Origin of the sequence: Candidatus Latescibacter sp. (genome assembly GCA_030692375.1) — a bacterium.
Classification (GTDB): domain Bacteria; phylum Latescibacterota; class Latescibacteria; order Latescibacterales; family Latescibacteraceae; genus JAUYCD01.
Map to the genome: position 1 here is coordinate 1 of JAUYCD010000171.1, position 15369 is coordinate 15369.

The following is a 15369-nucleotide window of genomic DNA, read 5'->3' on the forward strand; positions in this document are numbered from 1 at the left end:
CGGAAGAATTTTGCTCTTTTTCATTTTGCACCTACAAGGTGTGTGGAAATCCAAAAATATAGTTTATCATAACACCTTGTAATATATACTATTTATACAAATAATGCAAGTACTTTTTATAAAATTATCGCTGGATTGGGGCTCTCAGATGAAAGCCCGTCATCCCTGGAAAAGGTTTTCCAGGACTGGCCATCATACTTTGAAAGACCTCTATCGGTGGCAAACCAATAAACACCGTCCGGACCTTCTGTTATTGACAGGATGTTTGAAGAGAGAAGCTGGTCGTTTCCGGGATAGGTTTTTAAGATATGCCCGTCATAAAGGGTAATTCCTTCCCTGACTCCGAACCATACCGAGCCGTCGGAGTTCATCGCAACCGCCCGTATCACGTTGTTCCGGAGACCATCAGCAGTGGTGTATGTTTTCCAGGTAAGACCGTCATACCTGGTGACTCCCGAAGGAGTGGTGGGATTGTATACAAACCACTTGGTATTCTGATCGTCAACATATATCTCGCTCACCTGATTTTGGGCCAGACCGTCCGTGGTTCTAAACAGTTTCCATGAATTCCCGTCATAGCGGGCCACTCCTTTGTCGGTGGCCAGCCAGATAACACCCTCACGGTCACAAGCTACAGCTTCGACATGATTTGAAGGTAAGGGTGTATTCCAGATTGTATACCAGATAATTCGTTTGCCATCGAAGCAACTGATTCCCTTGTCTGCATTCTTGTGACAGAACCAGATACGGTTATCCCTGTCGACCGCCAAACCGCTGACCCGGTCGCTTATCAAGCCATCGCTCTCCCGGTATGAAGTCCATACGTTTCCATCGAAACAGGATACCCCTCCCTCGGTGGCAAACCATTTCCGGCCGTTTTGATCCAGGGCGACAGCATTTACAGAATTGCTTACAAGGCCATCTAAAATATGGTAAGATTTCCAGGTTTTTCTGTCATAGCAGGATACTCCTCCCAGAGTGGCGAACCATAGATTTCCCTCCGAGTCAAACAATGCCTGCCTGACATTATTGTCGGTAAGCCCGTCGGTAGTGGTGTAGCGCTTCCAGGTACTGCGGTCAAAGGTATACAGTCCATTATCAGTGGAGATCCAGATTCTGCCGTCCTTTCCAACTGTCAGCCCTTGAATGGTGCCGTTAAAACTTTCCTCAGGTTTCATGTTTCCCCATGAAGTCCCATCGTACGATAGAATGCCGCCTCCGTTGGAGCCCAGCCATAATATCCCCTTCCGGTCGCACAACATGGAATTGATACTTTTTTTTTCCAACCCAAGGGTTGAATTGCTGAAGGTCGTCCAGTTTTTCCCGTCAAACCGTTTGAGAAGAGGATAAGTATATAATAAACCACTAAATCCGAACCACGTGTTTCCTCTGGTATCGCTGGCAACGAAAGTCTGATTCAAGGATATGAGATTTCTGTCCGTATAACGGGTATAGGTGCTGTCCCTAATGTTCCACAGCACAGGCAGCGTGGTGGTTGCGCACCAGAGGGCATCACCCTGGACAGATATATCGTTTATGTTGTTGCCGTTGATAAAATATTTCCAGACGCCATCGCCGTGAGATGTCCCAGGCAACAAAAAGAAAATGATGGGGATTATTCTAAGGATAAGCCGCATGATCACCTCCAGGAAGTTGAAAGAGGCATCTGGAAAGATGGAAACAGGAGAAATTTACCAAAATGAATGATATGATATTTTTCCCATATCTGCAAGAAAAATTGCATGGGAAAAATGTTGATTTCCACCGTTAAATTGCAAATTGGACGACGTCATGCCGAACTTGTTTCGGCATCTATTTACAAACCTGTAATCTTTTATATTCTCCGGAGCAATAATATAGGAAGATTTCATTAAAAAGGCGCTTAAAAAAAAGCGCCTTATAAAATCTCTCTCATCGTATGCAGGGTCATCACTTCACCCAATGGTGTTTTCTTTTATTCTATGGCATACACGCTGATCTTTTTCCTTAATTTACCCAGACGCTCGAATGTGACCTTGCCGTCGACAAGGGCATACAAGGTATAATCTCTGCCCACACCCACATTGGTGCCGGGATGGAACTTGGTGCCGTGCTGACGGACGAGAATGCTCCCGGCGGAAACAAACTCGCCGCCGAACTCCTTGATACCGAGTCTCTGCCCGGCGGAATCGCGTCCATTCCTTGAACTGCCTACACCCTTCTTATGCGCCATGAGCAAACTCCTGATTCATCATGTCCATTTTTCAAACGATTTGAATACTGTCCACCATAATTTCGGTGAAATCCTGACGGTGACCGCGTTTGACAGAGTAATCCTTGCGTCTTTTCTTCTTGAAAACTATGATTTTTTTATCTTTTCCCTGCCCGGTAACAGTGGCCTCAACCGTTGCCCCGTTGACAAATGGAGTACCGATAGCTATATTCTCACCATCGTTCACCAGGAGGACTTCGGGAATCTGGATTTTGCTTCCCACTTCCAGATCATACTTGGGGACCCTTAGTTTCTCCCCTTTTTCGATCTTATATTGAAATCCCTTTATATCAACTACTGCGTACATATTTCACCCTCCGGCGAAGAACCACGATTAAATCTTTTCCGGATCCGGTAATCCGGCTAATCTTTATAGATTTGCAAATATAAAAAGAGTTTCATAAAGAGTCAAGGGAAAAAATCTTCTGGCCATCCCTGGAAACATTTTTTTAGGACTTGAAAGGCAAAAGAAGAAAGAACGAAATCTTTTTCGTTTGGGCTTTGGTGATGGGATTCAGCGCGCTGAATCCGTACAAAGGGGGACGGCGCGCTTTACCCTCGCTCATACCTGCCGGCCACTGCTTTTATCGAAGGAAGGACGGAGAAAAATGCCTCGATGATTTCAGGGTCGAAGTGGCGCCCGCTTCCATTTCGCATTTCATCGAGCACCCGGCTTTCATCCCACGCTTCTTTGTATACCCGCACGCTTGAGAGGGCATCGTACACATCGGCAATGGCCACGATACGCCCGAAGAGAGGGATTTCTTCACCGCGCTTGGGCGTCGGTTTGCCTTCACTGTCGGCATGACCGGGAAGAGGCTCTCCGGTTGATATATCCACATGACCGGGATAACCGGTGCCGTCGAAACATTCATGGTGATTCAACGCCACATCTTTTGCCGCCTCATCCAGATCGGAGGCCGGATCGTTAAAAAGCCTTGCCCCGGCCACAGTATGCTGTTTCATGATCTCATATTCGTCCACAGCCAGCCTGGCAGGTTTTTTCAGGATGAGGTCGGATATAGCCACTTTCCCCACATCATGGAGCATGGCGGCCATGCGAAGCACATCGCGGTTCCGTTCGGTCTCCCCGGCGGATATTCCTCTTTTCCCGGCCCAGTTCTCATAAATCTCCACCGAGTAACCCGCCACGCGGTTCACATGATTGCCGGTTTCTTTCGGGTCGCGGAGCTCCGCCATGCTGATCATGCGCAGAATGATGGTCCGCATGAGATGAGCGCGTTCGAGGGCGGCGGCGGCCTGTGAGGCAAAATAATTCACATAATGCTCGATGGCCTTGTCAAACGGGATTACCTGACGGTCCTTGTCCATGGCGTTAATCAACTGGAGAACGCCGATGATTTTTCCGGTATGCGTTTTGAGGGGAACGGTCAGGATGGAACTGGTCCGGTAACCGGATATCCGGTCGTACTGCTTGTCAATTTGAAAGGGAAGCGTACCGGGAAGATTATAAGCATCGGGGATGTTGAGGGTTTCCCCGGTCATGGCGGCATATCCGGCGAGAGAGTTTTTGTTCACCGGTATGCTAAAAGTGTTATATACGAGCTTCCGCCCCGGTTCCAACCTTGCGGAAAGAGTGTCGTTCTGTGTGAAACTGAACAGCAGCCGGTCTTCCTGTTTAATGTACAAGGAACCGGCGTCACAGCGAACAAAATCCCGTGCCGATTGGAGAATTCGCTCCATGAGGAGGTCGAAATCTCTGATTCTTGAGGAATCGATGCCGATGGTAATGAGTTCCCGGAGACGTCCGGTTTCATCTTCGATCATCTCTAAGCTCTCCCTGCTTCTCCCGTTTCCTGGAATAAAAAATCCCCCGCTTCAACATCTTGCAGGGGATTTTTTTTATTCTATGTGATTCGATTATTTTTTTGCCTTGACCACATTCACTGCCTGAAGGCCTTTGGGACCTTTTTCCACATCGAACTCAACCGTATCGCCTTCGTCCAGGCTTTTATATCCGGCCGAATTGATCGCAGAATAATGAACAAATACATCTTCACCGCTGGCCCTCTGAATAAATCCGAACCCTTTTTCACCGTTGAACCACTTTACCGTGCCTTTTTCCATGGATCACCTTCCCTTTTTGTTACATTCTTTCATACAGTCCCGCATGTGCAACGCGGACCCACTTTTTTTGTACAGCCTATCGTTGCCTTTAAACGCAAAAAACCGCTCTTTGGCCCGTCTTTGAGCCTCAGGAGCGATTTCTTGAATTGCTGGGGTTTGTACGAAAAGCCATGAAAAAATTTCCCGGACAATCAAAGCTCAACAACGGTGTACAGATATTCTGCACGGAAAATATATATCATATCCCGAAGAAAAACAAGATTTTTTTTAGGATTTTTAAAAAAAATATATTTCTATATGTATTGAGTATATAGATCCTGAAACGAGTTCAGGATGACACGTGTCATGCGCTGGCTTCGACAGGCTCAGCCAGCGGGCACTGAGCTTGTCGAAGTGCCGCTTCGCGGGAACGATGAAACCGTTTACCCCCTGAAGGGGGCAAGGGAAGTTTGCTCCTTACTCCTGACTTCTGACTCCCGGATTCTTCCCTTCTTTTACCATTTTTCCCAATGGATGTTGGCCGGGTCCCACTTATCCTTGGGCTTTTCCGCTCCGGTAGGATAGCCGATGGAGATGATATTAAGCGGCTGGATCTCCTCAGGCAGACCAAGCACCCGTTTGACATACCTGGTCGGCTCCGGGTTGAGCCAGATGCCGCACCATACCGCGCCCAGCCCTATAGCTTCGGCGGCCAGCAGGATATTTTCAGATGCGGCGGAGCAGTCCTGTATCCATACCTCGCTTTTACTCTTGCGGGTATTGCCGCAGACCACAATGGCGGCTTTGGCCTGGGCGATATGCTTGGTATAGGGCGAGGAGAAGGAGAGCGTATCCAAAGTCGCCCGGCTGGTCACCACCACAAAAGCCCAGGGACGGTTGTCCCCTGCGGTGGGAGAGGCCATACCGGCGCGGAGAAGGGTTTCAATCTGCTCTTTGGTTACCGGTTTGTCAAGGTATTTCCGCACGCTTTTCCGGCTGTGAATGACTGACAATGCATCCGGGATTTTAGCATTTCCCTGGGCAAAAAGCGTTATCGGTATAGAACTAAAAATCAGCGCTGCGAATACTGCAAGAAACAGGAATCTCTTAATCATGGTTTGGCGTCCTTTGTGAAGGGTGGGTTTATGGTATTGAAATTGGATTTTCATCAAGGTCTGTTCTTTTCGATTTCTGCAAATACCTGTTCCGCCGGGATTGCCGCCATTTCACCCCGCTCGAATGCATCAATTCGGTCTTCTGTTTCTTGAGCCCACAATGCATCAATGGTTTTCCTTGAACGAAATTCAAAGCTGGAAAGGAGGCTCTCAACCAACTCGGCGCGTTCAACAGGCGACAATTTCAATGCTTCCTCGAGAATCTGGTCATGGTTCGGCATATATCACCTCTCCTTTGCACTCGTGATATCCTATATTCTCACACATCGTCGAAAACTGCTCAATCTTCTTCGGCATAACGTTAAAGCTCAGAAGAGGCGTACTCGCATTCCTCTGGAGAGCTTTGATATACATTTTATATTTTTTTCCAAAGATTTATAAAAGATATCCTAACATCTTTTATGCTTTGAAATGTTTCTTGATAGCTAATCTCATGTTTTTCTGGTAATGAATTACAATCTTCTTTAAATGGATTTTTAAAACCTTTTCTATGTTTAAACGAATTAACTTTATTTCTCATTCTAAAAATATTGTTAAAGTAGTCTATTTCACCAAGTTTAATTTTATAATAATTTTCTATTAATTCAACTATTTGATTAATTTTTAAATCAAAAATGGTTTTATTAGGTTTTATATTTTTGGTGTTGTGATATGCTTCTGAAGCTAAACACCACAGTTCCCATTCAACGAGAGCATTTAGCTCACATAGAGAAGCACGGATAGCAATTTCCTTCCATTGCATAGGAATAAAATATGCATTTGCTTCATCATCATAATGATTGAATTCATTTTTATTAGATCTCTCATTTATTTTTGAATATTCTAACTCCGCTGAACATTTTATATTTTTTAAAAAAGACTCAATAGCACTTAGTTCAATATCTAGTAAAATTAATTTGCTCATTTTATTTTCCTTTATATAACACCAGCGCTCACTGGTGAAGATGAAGCGAAGCGGAATCCCTGTCAATTGCAGCGCCTTGTTAGGCGCCTGCTTTGGACGTCCGCACGCCCCATCTGAAAGTCTGCTTATGACGACCTGGCTTCACCCAAAACACAGCTCCGTTGGCGAGAGTGAATTCGTAATCCCACGGCGCAGTGAGTTTCGGGCGCGGTAGTATGTCGGCTGGTAGATGCGGCTTAATCGTTGGGTGCTCCGTCCATCCGGGGCCTGTTTCTCGGAACCGGGTCCAGCCGAGCCCGACATCAGATAGCTGCCAGAGAGATCCATCGGCTAGCTCGAATATGAGGGGCTTCAAGCCATCGGCCAAAGTAAACTCCCAGACTCGAATCAGGCACTGTCGCCTGCTCAGCTTCTTCTCCAACTTCCTTACAGATTGCCTGTCGGGAAGAGGCTCTTGGGACTCACCCGCAAGAATCCGTCTCAGACCATCTTGAAGCACCTCCACGGTTAGTCCAAGTTCTCGGTACTTGGGCTCAGACCACTCCGAAACATGGGTGTCAAGCTGGTCGAATAGCTCCGTGTAGCCGTCAAGCTCTGAGATTAGTTGTTGCACGTTCTCAACGCAAAACATAAGGTGCGCGCGCTCGAACCAGAAGTGATGCGCAAGAAAATTCCGCGCCTCTACAGCTTCCTGAAGCTCGGCATTTAGTTCGGCTGGAAGCACGCCCTCAAGCTTAGTGGCGACATCGCCGAGAGTCAGGGAGAAAGTCTGGGCCAATTGTTCCTCCACCCTCGGGCGTGTGATAAGATCGCGGGACGGTAGTCCTGAACAAGCAAGAATCATGCAAAGCTCTCGGTACAGGCATTCACTTTGGTAGTACGCCAAACCGAACCTCGCGTACAGTTCGCGGATCAGATCGTCCCCGGGCTGGTTGTTCATCGCCAATCTCTATCTTGCCTCTCATACACCGAACGTAAAAATCAGCCAGAGCGTAAGCGATTGGCTGAATTGCCTTGTTGGACAACGATTTTTTCCTTTGGCGTTGACCTCTGTCAAGGGATGACCCCACATCCTCACTCTACGAAGCGGGCCACCCGGTCGCCCTCAATCCTGTTGCATCACTTGTTTGAGTACACATCTATGCTAAAGCCTTCTGGAATGCACGCCTTTGTAAAAAAGTCACCGAAAGCCGTAGATTTAATGACTGATGACTCTATGGTACTCGTATCATCCATAATTACTTCTTCGCCATCGCTTACGAGATTGAGTGACTTTAAATGAAGGATATATGCCTCTAAGTGCTCTGGGTAAGCCAACTGATTAGCGGGAAACTCAGTAAGGTCGAAGTCATTCGATTGATTGTAGTACAGCCAACGAGTTTTGCCCCGAAGTATGTACAAGATAAGCGCTTCATCGGGTGTCAACTGTTCAATGATGCCAACAAAACTGGGATGCGCTTCGTTTAATCGTTCCTTGTCAATTGCTCGTTTTAGTAGTTCAAGGAATAAGACCGTCAGAGGATTACCGTCATCCATGAAAAAAAGAGCACGAAGTACCGGAGCAGCTATTGAAGAGGATGCTTCAGTTTGACTCTCTTCTGGGACTTGGCTTCGTACTTGATCGAGCCACCGAGCGAATCTATCCTGCGCAAGAGCAGCAAGCTGAAATGGTGCCGTGAAAAGTCGGAAAGTTTTCAACGCGTCGGTTGTCATACCACCGACCTGCTTAAGCGGTCCGCTGGCAGCGTCGTTGTAGGCTAACTTCACCAATTGTGAATCTGCAAGTTTTCCAAGTCCTGTCAGATCATCAACCATCGTAAAATCTCCTCCCTATCGTGTTCAAGCCGCTGCCCAACAAATAATTCTGCAGCCCACTTCATAACACCCAATTAAAAATATTTCTCTCGAATCGCAAGTAAACCGGATATCATCCGATGTTTGTGTATTTTTCTTTGCGAACTTTGCGAACTTTGCGAGACAAGTGTTTCAAAGGTTTCTATCTTTTCTCCTGTCTCCTGGCTCCTGGCTCCTGACTCCTGAATTACCACTTTTCATAATGGATGTTTGTCGGGTCCCACTTATCCTTGGGTTTTTCCTCGCCGGTGGGATAGCCGATGGAGATGATGTTGAGCGGCTGGACCTCCGCCGGAAGCCCTAGCACCCGCTTTACATATTTGGTCGGCTCGACGTTAAGCCAAATCCCGGTCCAGACTGCGCCAAGCCCGATGGCTTCGGCGGCCAGCAGGATATTTTCAGATGCGGCGGAGCAGTCCTGGATCCATACTTCGCTCTTCAGCCCCTTCCGGGTGTCGCCGCAGACCACGATGGCGGCTTTGGCCCCAGCGAGTACCCTGGTACCCCGGGTGGAAAACGAGAGGGTATCGAGCATGGCGCGCCCGGTCACCACGACGAACGCCCAGGGACGTTTATCTGCGGCGGTGGGGCTGGCCATCCCGGCGCGGAGAAGGATTTCAAGCTGGTCTTTGGTCACCGGCTTGTCCAGGTACTTCCGCACGCTTTTCCGGCTGTGAATGACAGTCAATGCATCCGGAATTTTTGTTTTTTCCTGGGAGAATACTGTGAGTGGGAAAGCCGAAAACACGAAAGAAACAAGGACAAGAGAAAGGAATACTGCGCGCACCGCTTTCATGGCTGCCTCCAGGGATAAAACCACTTTAATTTCTGAAGCGAGGGAATATTTACCAAGAATATGCAGAAGCGGCGCTTATTAGTCAAATAAAATCATCATTTGAAAATATGCATGAGAGCCATCATTTTCACTTCTCAAATCCCTGCATTCTTTATATCTTAATCAACGCCGGGTTCATCGGATAATACTTCTCTTTGACCCGATATATTTTTTTGTTGCTTATCGAGTTAACTCAGTTTGTTGAATAATACGAGTAAATAAAAGGCCTCACCCCCTGGCCCCCTCTACAACAAGTTAGAGAGGGAGAAACCCATCAGCAATTTTCTAAGGCATTGTTTATAAAGCACATCTGGGTCTTCCCCTCTATTGCGTGCAAGAGAGGGGATTATGGGGTGAGTTAAAAGCGGTAAAAATTTATATCAGCTTGCTGTCTAACCTTGATAAGCGATTTTTTCTTTCCTGTGAAAGGACACCTTCATGAGCCGTTATATCGCCATTGGGCTTTTTGTTGCGGCAATTCTGGTCGCGCTGCTCGTGGTAAACCGCAGTTCCAGAAAGGAAATCCAGCCGATCACAATCGGATTCATGGTGAAATTCCCCGAGGAACCCTGGTTCCAGAAAGAAATCAAAGGGGCCCGGAAATGCGCCGAAAAGTATGGATTCAAAGTTGTGGATATAGGGGCGAGGGACGGCGACCAGGTCCTGGCCGGTATCGATAATCTGGCCGCCCAGGGCGCGAAGGGATTTGTTATCTGCGCCCCGGATGTACGGCTCGGCCCGGCGATCATGGCCAAAGCGGAATCATACAAGATGAAGGTATTCACTGTGGACGACCAGTTTGTAGGCGCTGACGGCAAATTCATGAATGTACCCTATGTGGGCATGGCGGCGCGTGATATCGGGCGGAGCATCGGGCGGCATCTTTTTGATGAGATGAAAAAGCGCGGGTGGAAGGTTGAAGAAACCGGCGCCTGCGTGGTCACCTACGATCAACTGGACACGGTTCGGGAACGCACGGAAGGCGGAACCGAGGCCCTTACCCAGGCCGGATTTCCGCCATCTCAGATATATCGCGCCCCGGAGAGCATCACCGATCAGCCGGGCGCTTTCGCTGCGGCAAATATCATTATTACCCAGCATCCGAATGTAAAAAGATGGCTGGTCTACTCGGTGAACGACGAGGCGGTGCTCGGTTCGGTGCGGGCGCTGGAAAATCACGGATTCAACGCCGATTCCATCATCGGTATCGGCATCGGCGGCGCCACCTCCCTCCCGGAGCTGGAAAAGAAGGAGCCTACAGGATTCATCGGCACCTGTTTTGTCGACTGCGTCGGGGAAGGGTATAAAACCACCGAATATCTTTACAAGTGGATTAAAGATGGTGTTACGCCCCCTATGGACACCCGGTCTGCCGGAACGATTGTTACACGGGAAACTTTCAGAAAGGTCATGACCGATGCGGGGTTTTTGGAATAGCGGGCACTTCGACAAGCTCAGTGCCCTGCAGTTCAGTGCCCTGCAACTCAGTGCCCTGCAGCTCAGTGCCCTGCAGCTCAGTGCCCGCTGGCTGAGCCTGTCGAAGCCAGCGAGTTTGTAATGAGATTCTGCCCATTTTTTGAGGCTTTACTAGAGAGTTAGGAGGTCTTGGACTTTGCCAGACAACTATCTTTATTTCGATTCCATCACCAAGACCTTTCCCGGGGTAAGAGCGCTGGACAATGTCTCCTTCGGAGTGCTTGAGGGATCCGTCCATGCGCTCCTGGGCGAGAACGGCGCCGGGAAATCCACCCTCCTGAAAATCCTCTCAGGTGTGTATACTCCCGATTCCGGCAAAATCCTTCTTAACAACAGGCCCCGCATCTTCTCTTCCACCAGCGAAGCCATCCGCTCCGGCATCGCCGTGATATACCAGGAGCTGCACCTGGTGCCGGAAATGACTGTGGCGGAAAACATCCTCCTCGGACACATGCCGAACCGCTACGGTGTGGTTAATCGGAATAAGATGCGCGAGGACGCCCGCCGTGAGCTGGCTGTTCTGGAAGAGGAGGTAGCCCCTTCCACGAAGGTGAGCGCACTCCCCATCGCCCAGCGACAGATGGTGGAAATTGCCAAAGCCCTCATCCGTGACGCCACAGTGATTGCTTTTGACGAGCCGACCAGCTCTCTTACCGACCGTGAGGTCACAAAGCTCTTCTCGGTCATACGGGAGCTCAAGAAGAGCGGCAAGGTAATCATATATGTTTCTCACCGCCTGAAAGAGATATTCGAGATTTGCGACTCGGTAACCATATTCCGTGACGGCAGGGTGGTGGAAACCCTTGAAGACATGTCCACCATCGATCAGGATTTCCTGGTGAACCGTATGGTGGGAAGGTCCATACGGGATATTTACCAGTACAATCCTCGTCCACTCAGCGGTTCGGCAATCAAGGTGGAAGGGCTCCTGGGCCATGGTCTCTCCGAACCTGCGAACTTTGAGATTGCGCAGGGAGAAATCGTGGGCGTCTTCGGTCTGGTGGGCGCCGGAAGGACGGAGCTTTTGAAGCTCGTGTACGGGGCTGCAAAACGGGAAGCGGGAAAAATCAGCATCCACAGCCGCGAGGTGAACATCGATGATCCTTCAGCAGCAATCACAAACGGCGTTGCGTTCTGCCCGGAAGACCGCAAGAAAGAGGGAATCGTCCCCATACGTTCCGTTCACGAAAATATCAACCTCAGCGTGCGAAAGTCTTTCGCCCGGCTGGGGATGATTAATGAAAAGAGAGAGCGGGAGAACGCCGATCTCTTTGTCAGAAAGCTGGGAATCAAGACTCCCTCTCTGGCCAAACCGATCATGGATCTCTCCGGCGGCAACCAGCAGAAGGTGATCCTTGCCCGCGCGCTTTCGGGGAAAGTACGGGTCATGCTCCTCGACGAGCCTACCCGTGGGATCGATGTGGGCGCCAAAAGCGAGATCTACGGGGTTATCGAACGGCTGGCTTCGGAAGGGATCGGGATAGTTGTGGTTTCCAGCGAGCTCCCGGAAGTGATGGGCATCTCCGACCGTATCCTGGTGATGCGCCAGGGAAAGATCGTCGCTTCGATCCCCCGTGAGGAGGCCACCGAGGAGAAGCTCTTGAAACTTGCCCTGCCGCAGGTGTAAAAAAAAGTGGCAAAGTGACAAAGTGACAAAGGCACAAAGGGGAAAGACGAGATTGAAGGATAAATAAAACAAGGAAGACAGAAGTCAAAGACAGAATAAGAGCAATACACTTCGGACTTTGTACTGCCTTTCATCATCTTTTTTTCATTTACATCATGCGAATCAGTGGTTCAGACAATCATTTATTTATCCTTTATCCTTGTCTTTATTCTGACTTCTGTCTTCTGTATTCTGTTTTTATTAAAGCGAGGTTGAGTGGTGAATGATCAAGCTGCAGCTCCGAGTCCGAAAACCATCCTGAAAGGTTTGTGGGATAACGCCAGCATTCTGGTGATATTCGTCCTGCTGTTCGCTTTCCTTTCGCTGTTCGTACCATATTTCTTCTCCTGGCAGAACATGATCGGCCTGGCTCTCTCGGTTTCCACAGTGGGAATCATCGCCTGTACCATGCTGTTCTGTCTGGCATCGGGCGACTTTGATATTTCTGTGGAAGCGATTGTGGCGTTCTCCGGTGTTCTGGCCGCAGTGATGATCAATGTCACCGGCAGCGTGATGTTCGGTATTCTGGCGGCGCTTCTGGCGGCTGGCGCGGCAGGGGCGTTCAACGGCGTGGTTATCGCCAAGCTGGGAATCAACGCGCTCATCACCACTCTGGCGACCATGCAGATCATGCGCGGACTCGGATTCATCGTATCCAACGGCACCGCAGTCGGAATAAAGGAACCCGGGTTTTTCGTTCTGGGCAACGGCAGCTTCCTTGGCATACCCAATCCGGTATGGATCACCATCGTCTGTTTTGCCGTCTTCGGATTCCTGCTCAACCGTACCACCTTCGGGCGCAATACCCTCGCCATCGGCGGAAACAAGGAAGCCGCCCGCCTGGCCGGTATACGGGTCGACCGGATCAAGATTCTCATTTTCACCCTGCAAGGGTTTATGGCCGGTCTGGCAGGAATAGTGCTCGCTTCACGTATGACCAGCGGGCAGCCCAACACCTCGGTGGGGCTTTCCCTCGATGTCATCGCTGCCTGTGTTCTCGGCGGAGTGTCACTCACCGGCGGCATCGGAACCATCATGGGCACCATCGTGGGGGTGTTGATCATGGGAACAGTACAGAACGCCATGAACCTCATGAACATCCCCACCTTTTACCAGTATGTCGCGCGGGGAGTCATACTGCTTCTCGCGGTGCTGTTCGACCAGATGCGGCAGCGCAGGGCTGTGTAAAGAAAAAAACTCTCGCAAAGTTCGCAAATACAGAAGGCAGAAGCGAAAAGATGTCTGAACCACTGATGCGCATGATGGAAATGATAAAAGATGATAAGAAGATTGTTTCATCATATGCATCAGTTTTTATCACACGAATCAGTGATTCAGACAATCTTTTTCCCTTTCCCACTCGCCTCGAATTCTCTTACCCCATTCGACCGGCAACAGCACTAGTAGAGGAGAATATCCGGGTGAAACCTGTTTGCGGCGCTCTTTCATTCCTTTTCTTTACCATGTTCATTTCTCCCGCATTTTCGGCCACTTTGGTTATCAATGAGATAATGTTCAACCCGAACGGCAATGAAAACGCCCGTGAATATGTGGAGATCATGAACCGATCTGATCAGCCGGTTTCGCTCGAAGGCTGCTTCATCGGACAGGGGGATTCATTCGATAAAATCATCCCCGTGCAGGGCTCGGCATGGACAGTTCCTTCAGGGGGGTACGCTCTCATCATGGATCCCGATTATTTTTCCGCCGGGGAGCCTTACGCAGGGATTCCGGCTTCGACCCCTTTCTTCACAGTTCCCGACAAGACCATCGGCTCCGGGGGGCTTTCGAACACCAATCCCAAACCTGTGTATCTGCTGTCCGCCAAAGGGGACACCCTTACGGCAGTCCGTTACCCACCGGATTGCCCGCCGGGACATTCCTGGGAACGGGTGAATCCCGGCGGTGGAGACAGCGCTGATAATTTTCGTTCCTCCCGCGATGTAGACGGCACTCCCGGAAGGGTGAATTCGGTCACTCCGCCTTCCCATAATCCCGCCCTTACCCGGGATTCTATCCGCTTCGGAGCTGCGCTACCGAAAATGGGAGAGAGCTGCGATCTTTATATCTCCTATCTGAACGGCGGGCTGTCTTCCATTTCGGGAATCAGGGTGGCGGTGCAGATTGCTCCCGATACTCCTCTTGAGAGCGTTACATTTCCCGGAGAGGTGGCGCCCGGAGAGAAATCCTCAGAACAGATTCTGCACATCTCCGCTCTGCCCGGCGGTTTTTTGCAGATACAGGCGGCGATAGATTCACCGGACAGCATGAATTGGGCTTCCGATGATACCGTCCGGGTCGAGCTTGAGGTGCTGGTTCCGGCCGGGACGATCATCCTCAATGAAATAATGGCCGCTCCCGTCGATGGCCCCGAATGGGTGGAGATTCAGAACACCGGGACATCTCCGGTCAGCCTGTGGGGGTGGCGCATAACTGACCGAACTGGGCGGCCTTCCGAAGGGATCGGCCAAGGTGCTTTTATTCCATCTTCCGGGTATGCAGTCATTACCGGCGACCCTTCCCGGCCGGCCGTCCCTTCCGTCGCCCTGTTCATTCCGGTAAAAAAATTCCCCTCACTCAATAATGACGGCGATACCGTCATTCTTCTCGATCATACCGGCGGAATAGCTGACAGCGTATCCTATTCGGCGGCCCCGGCAGGCGTCAGCCTGGAACTTATCGCCCCAAGTCTGCGTGGAACTCCTCTGGGGTGGAACATAAGCGTCGATCCGGCGGGAAGCACACCGGGCCGCAGGAACAGCATTTTCTTTGATCAAGGCTCCGGTGCAGGCGGCTCAACGGAAACAGGCGCTGTTCTCCTGATAGAGCCAAATCCATTCCTTGAGAAGGCCACTATTACCTATCGCCTCCCTTTTCCGCTGGCCCGTGTCCGTATGATAGTCTATGACCGCCGGGGAAGAGAGATTGCAATCATCCGTGATGCTGCGGAAAGCGGCTTCACCTGGACCGGAACCTGGGATGGCCGCTCCGGGGGGAAGAAACTTCCGGCGGGTCCTTACATCCTGTACCTTGAGGCGCTGAATAAGACCACGGGGAAAATGACCGTGATACGGAAGACGATAGTGGTGGCGTCCCGGCTTTGATGAAAAGGGAGCAGTTGCAAAGGTCGGATAAAAAGAG

The 15369-nt window shown here is 49.9% G+C and carries 15 protein-coding genes; 4 read left to right on the plus strand and 11 right to left on the minus strand.

Annotated elements, in window-relative coordinates; translation table 11 throughout:
• Positions 1–116: 116 nt before the first annotated feature.
• The 11 genes from Q8O92_10285 to Q8O92_10335 form a co-directional block, all read right to left on the minus strand.
• Positions 117–1637, minus strand: coding sequence for a two-component regulator propeller domain-containing protein (locus Q8O92_10285; protein MDP2983702.1), 1521 nt, complete (start codon positions 1635–1637; stop codon positions 117–119).
• A 317-nt stretch (positions 1638–1954) separates the two neighbouring features.
• Positions 1955–2212 carry a 50S ribosomal protein L27 gene (rpmA, locus tag Q8O92_10290; protein MDP2983703.1) on the minus strand — a complete coding sequence of 86 codons (258 nt, stop codon included), beginning with the start codon at positions 2210–2212 and terminating at the stop codon, positions 1955–1957.
• A 31-nt stretch (positions 2213–2243) separates the two neighbouring features.
• On the minus strand, positions 2244–2558 hold the full coding sequence (rplU, locus tag Q8O92_10295) for a 50S ribosomal protein L21 (protein MDP2983704.1): 315 nt from the start codon (positions 2556–2558) through the stop codon (positions 2244–2246).
• A gap of 245 nt (positions 2559–2803) precedes the next feature.
• Positions 2804–4039 (minus strand): HD domain-containing protein, encoded by a 1236-nt coding sequence (locus Q8O92_10300; protein ID MDP2983705.1) that lies wholly within the window; start codon positions 4037–4039, stop codon positions 2804–2806.
• Positions 4040–4132: 93 nt separating this feature from the next.
• Positions 4133–4339, minus strand: coding sequence for a cold-shock protein (locus Q8O92_10305; GenBank protein ID MDP2983706.1), 207 nt, complete (start codon positions 4337–4339; stop codon positions 4133–4135).
• Between the two features lie 494 nt (positions 4340–4833).
• Positions 4834–5433 (minus strand): nitroreductase family protein, encoded by a 600-nt coding sequence (locus Q8O92_10310; GenBank protein ID MDP2983707.1) that lies wholly within the window; start codon positions 5431–5433, stop codon positions 4834–4836.
• Positions 5434–5486: 53 nt separating this feature from the next.
• Positions 5487–5714: an addiction module protein gene (locus tag Q8O92_10315; GenBank protein MDP2983708.1), complete on the minus strand. Its 228-nt coding sequence runs from the start codon at positions 5712–5714 to the stop codon at positions 5487–5489.
• Positions 5715–5848: 134 nt separating this feature from the next.
• Positions 5849–6397: a hypothetical protein gene (locus Q8O92_10320; protein MDP2983709.1), complete on the minus strand. Its 549-nt coding sequence runs from the start codon at positions 6395–6397 to the stop codon at positions 5849–5851.
• A gap of 79 nt (positions 6398–6476) precedes the next feature.
• On the minus strand, positions 6477–7175 hold the full coding sequence (locus Q8O92_10325) for a hypothetical protein (protein ID MDP2983710.1): 699 nt from the start codon (positions 7173–7175) through the stop codon (positions 6477–6479).
• 341 nt (positions 7176–7516) lie between these two features.
• Positions 7517–8212 (minus strand): Abi-alpha family protein, encoded by a 696-nt coding sequence (locus Q8O92_10330; protein ID MDP2983711.1) that lies wholly within the window; start codon positions 8210–8212, stop codon positions 7517–7519.
• Positions 8213–8438: 226 nt separating this feature from the next.
• Positions 8439–9047, minus strand: a complete 609-nt coding sequence (locus Q8O92_10335; protein ID MDP2983712.1) for a nitroreductase family protein — start codon at positions 9045–9047, stop codon at positions 8439–8441.
• A 477-nt stretch (positions 9048–9524) separates the two neighbouring features.
• Between Q8O92_10335 and Q8O92_10340 the strand changes: the two genes are divergently transcribed.
• The 4 genes from Q8O92_10340 to Q8O92_10355 all read left to right on the plus strand — a co-directional run bounded on the left by Q8O92_10340 (position 9525) and on the right by Q8O92_10355 (position 15332).
• Complete coding sequence (locus Q8O92_10340; GenBank protein MDP2983713.1) at positions 9525–10523, plus strand: substrate-binding domain-containing protein; 999 nt, start codon at positions 9525–9527, stop codon at positions 10521–10523.
• A gap of 175 nt (positions 10524–10698) precedes the next feature.
• The gene (gene araG, locus Q8O92_10345) at positions 10699–12189 is read left to right on the plus strand and encodes an L-arabinose ABC transporter ATP-binding protein AraG (GenBank protein MDP2983714.1); all 1491 of its coding nucleotides are present in this window, start codon (positions 10699–10701) and stop codon (positions 12187–12189) included.
• A 258-nt stretch (positions 12190–12447) separates the two neighbouring features.
• Positions 12448–13416, plus strand: coding sequence for an L-arabinose ABC transporter permease AraH (araH, locus tag Q8O92_10350; GenBank protein ID MDP2983715.1), 969 nt, complete (start codon positions 12448–12450; stop codon positions 13414–13416).
• Positions 13417–13649: 233 nt separating this feature from the next.
• The gene (locus tag Q8O92_10355; protein MDP2983716.1) at positions 13650–15332 is read left to right on the plus strand and encodes a lamin tail domain-containing protein; all 1683 of its coding nucleotides are present in this window, start codon (positions 13650–13652) and stop codon (positions 15330–15332) included.
• Positions 15333–15369: the final 37 nt, after the last annotated feature.

What these genes read in the sequence shown, in the direction of transcription:
- Q8O92_10315 (MDP2983708.1), bottom strand. Translation starts at nt 5,714, where the DNA reads ATGCCGAACCATGACCAGATTCTCGAGGAAGCATTGAAATTGTCGCCT.
- Q8O92_10285 (MDP2983702.1), bottom strand. Translation starts at nt 1,637, where the DNA reads ATGCGGCTTATCCTTAGAATAATCCCCATCATTTTCTTTTTGTTGCCT.
- rplU (MDP2983704.1), bottom strand. Translation starts at nt 2,558, where the DNA reads ATGTACGCAGTAGTTGATATAAAGGGATTTCAATATAAGATCGAAAAA.
- Q8O92_10330 (MDP2983711.1), bottom strand. Translation starts at nt 8,212, where the DNA reads ATGGTTGATGATCTGACAGGACTTGGAAAACTTGCAGATTCACAATTG.
- Q8O92_10310 (MDP2983707.1), bottom strand. Translation starts at nt 5,433, where the DNA reads ATGATTAAGAGATTCCTGTTTCTTGCAGTATTCGCAGCGCTGATTTTT.
- Q8O92_10300 (MDP2983705.1), bottom strand. Translation starts at nt 4,039, where the DNA reads ATGATCGAAGATGAAACCGGACGTCTCCGGGAACTCATTACCATCGGC.
- rpmA (MDP2983703.1), bottom strand. Translation starts at nt 2,212, where the DNA reads ATGGCGCATAAGAAGGGTGTAGGCAGTTCAAGGAATGGACGCGATTCC.
- Q8O92_10335 (MDP2983712.1), bottom strand. Translation starts at nt 9,047, where the DNA reads ATGAAAGCGGTGCGCGCAGTATTCCTTTCTCTTGTCCTTGTTTCTTTC.
- Q8O92_10340 (MDP2983713.1), top strand. Translation starts at nt 9,525, where the DNA reads ATGAGCCGTTATATCGCCATTGGGCTTTTTGTTGCGGCAATTCTGGTC.
- Q8O92_10305 (MDP2983706.1), bottom strand. Translation starts at nt 4,339, where the DNA reads ATGGAAAAAGGCACGGTAAAGTGGTTCAACGGTGAAAAAGGGTTCGGA.
- Q8O92_10320 (MDP2983709.1), bottom strand. Translation starts at nt 6,397, where the DNA reads ATGAGCAAATTAATTTTACTAGATATTGAACTAAGTGCTATTGAGTCT.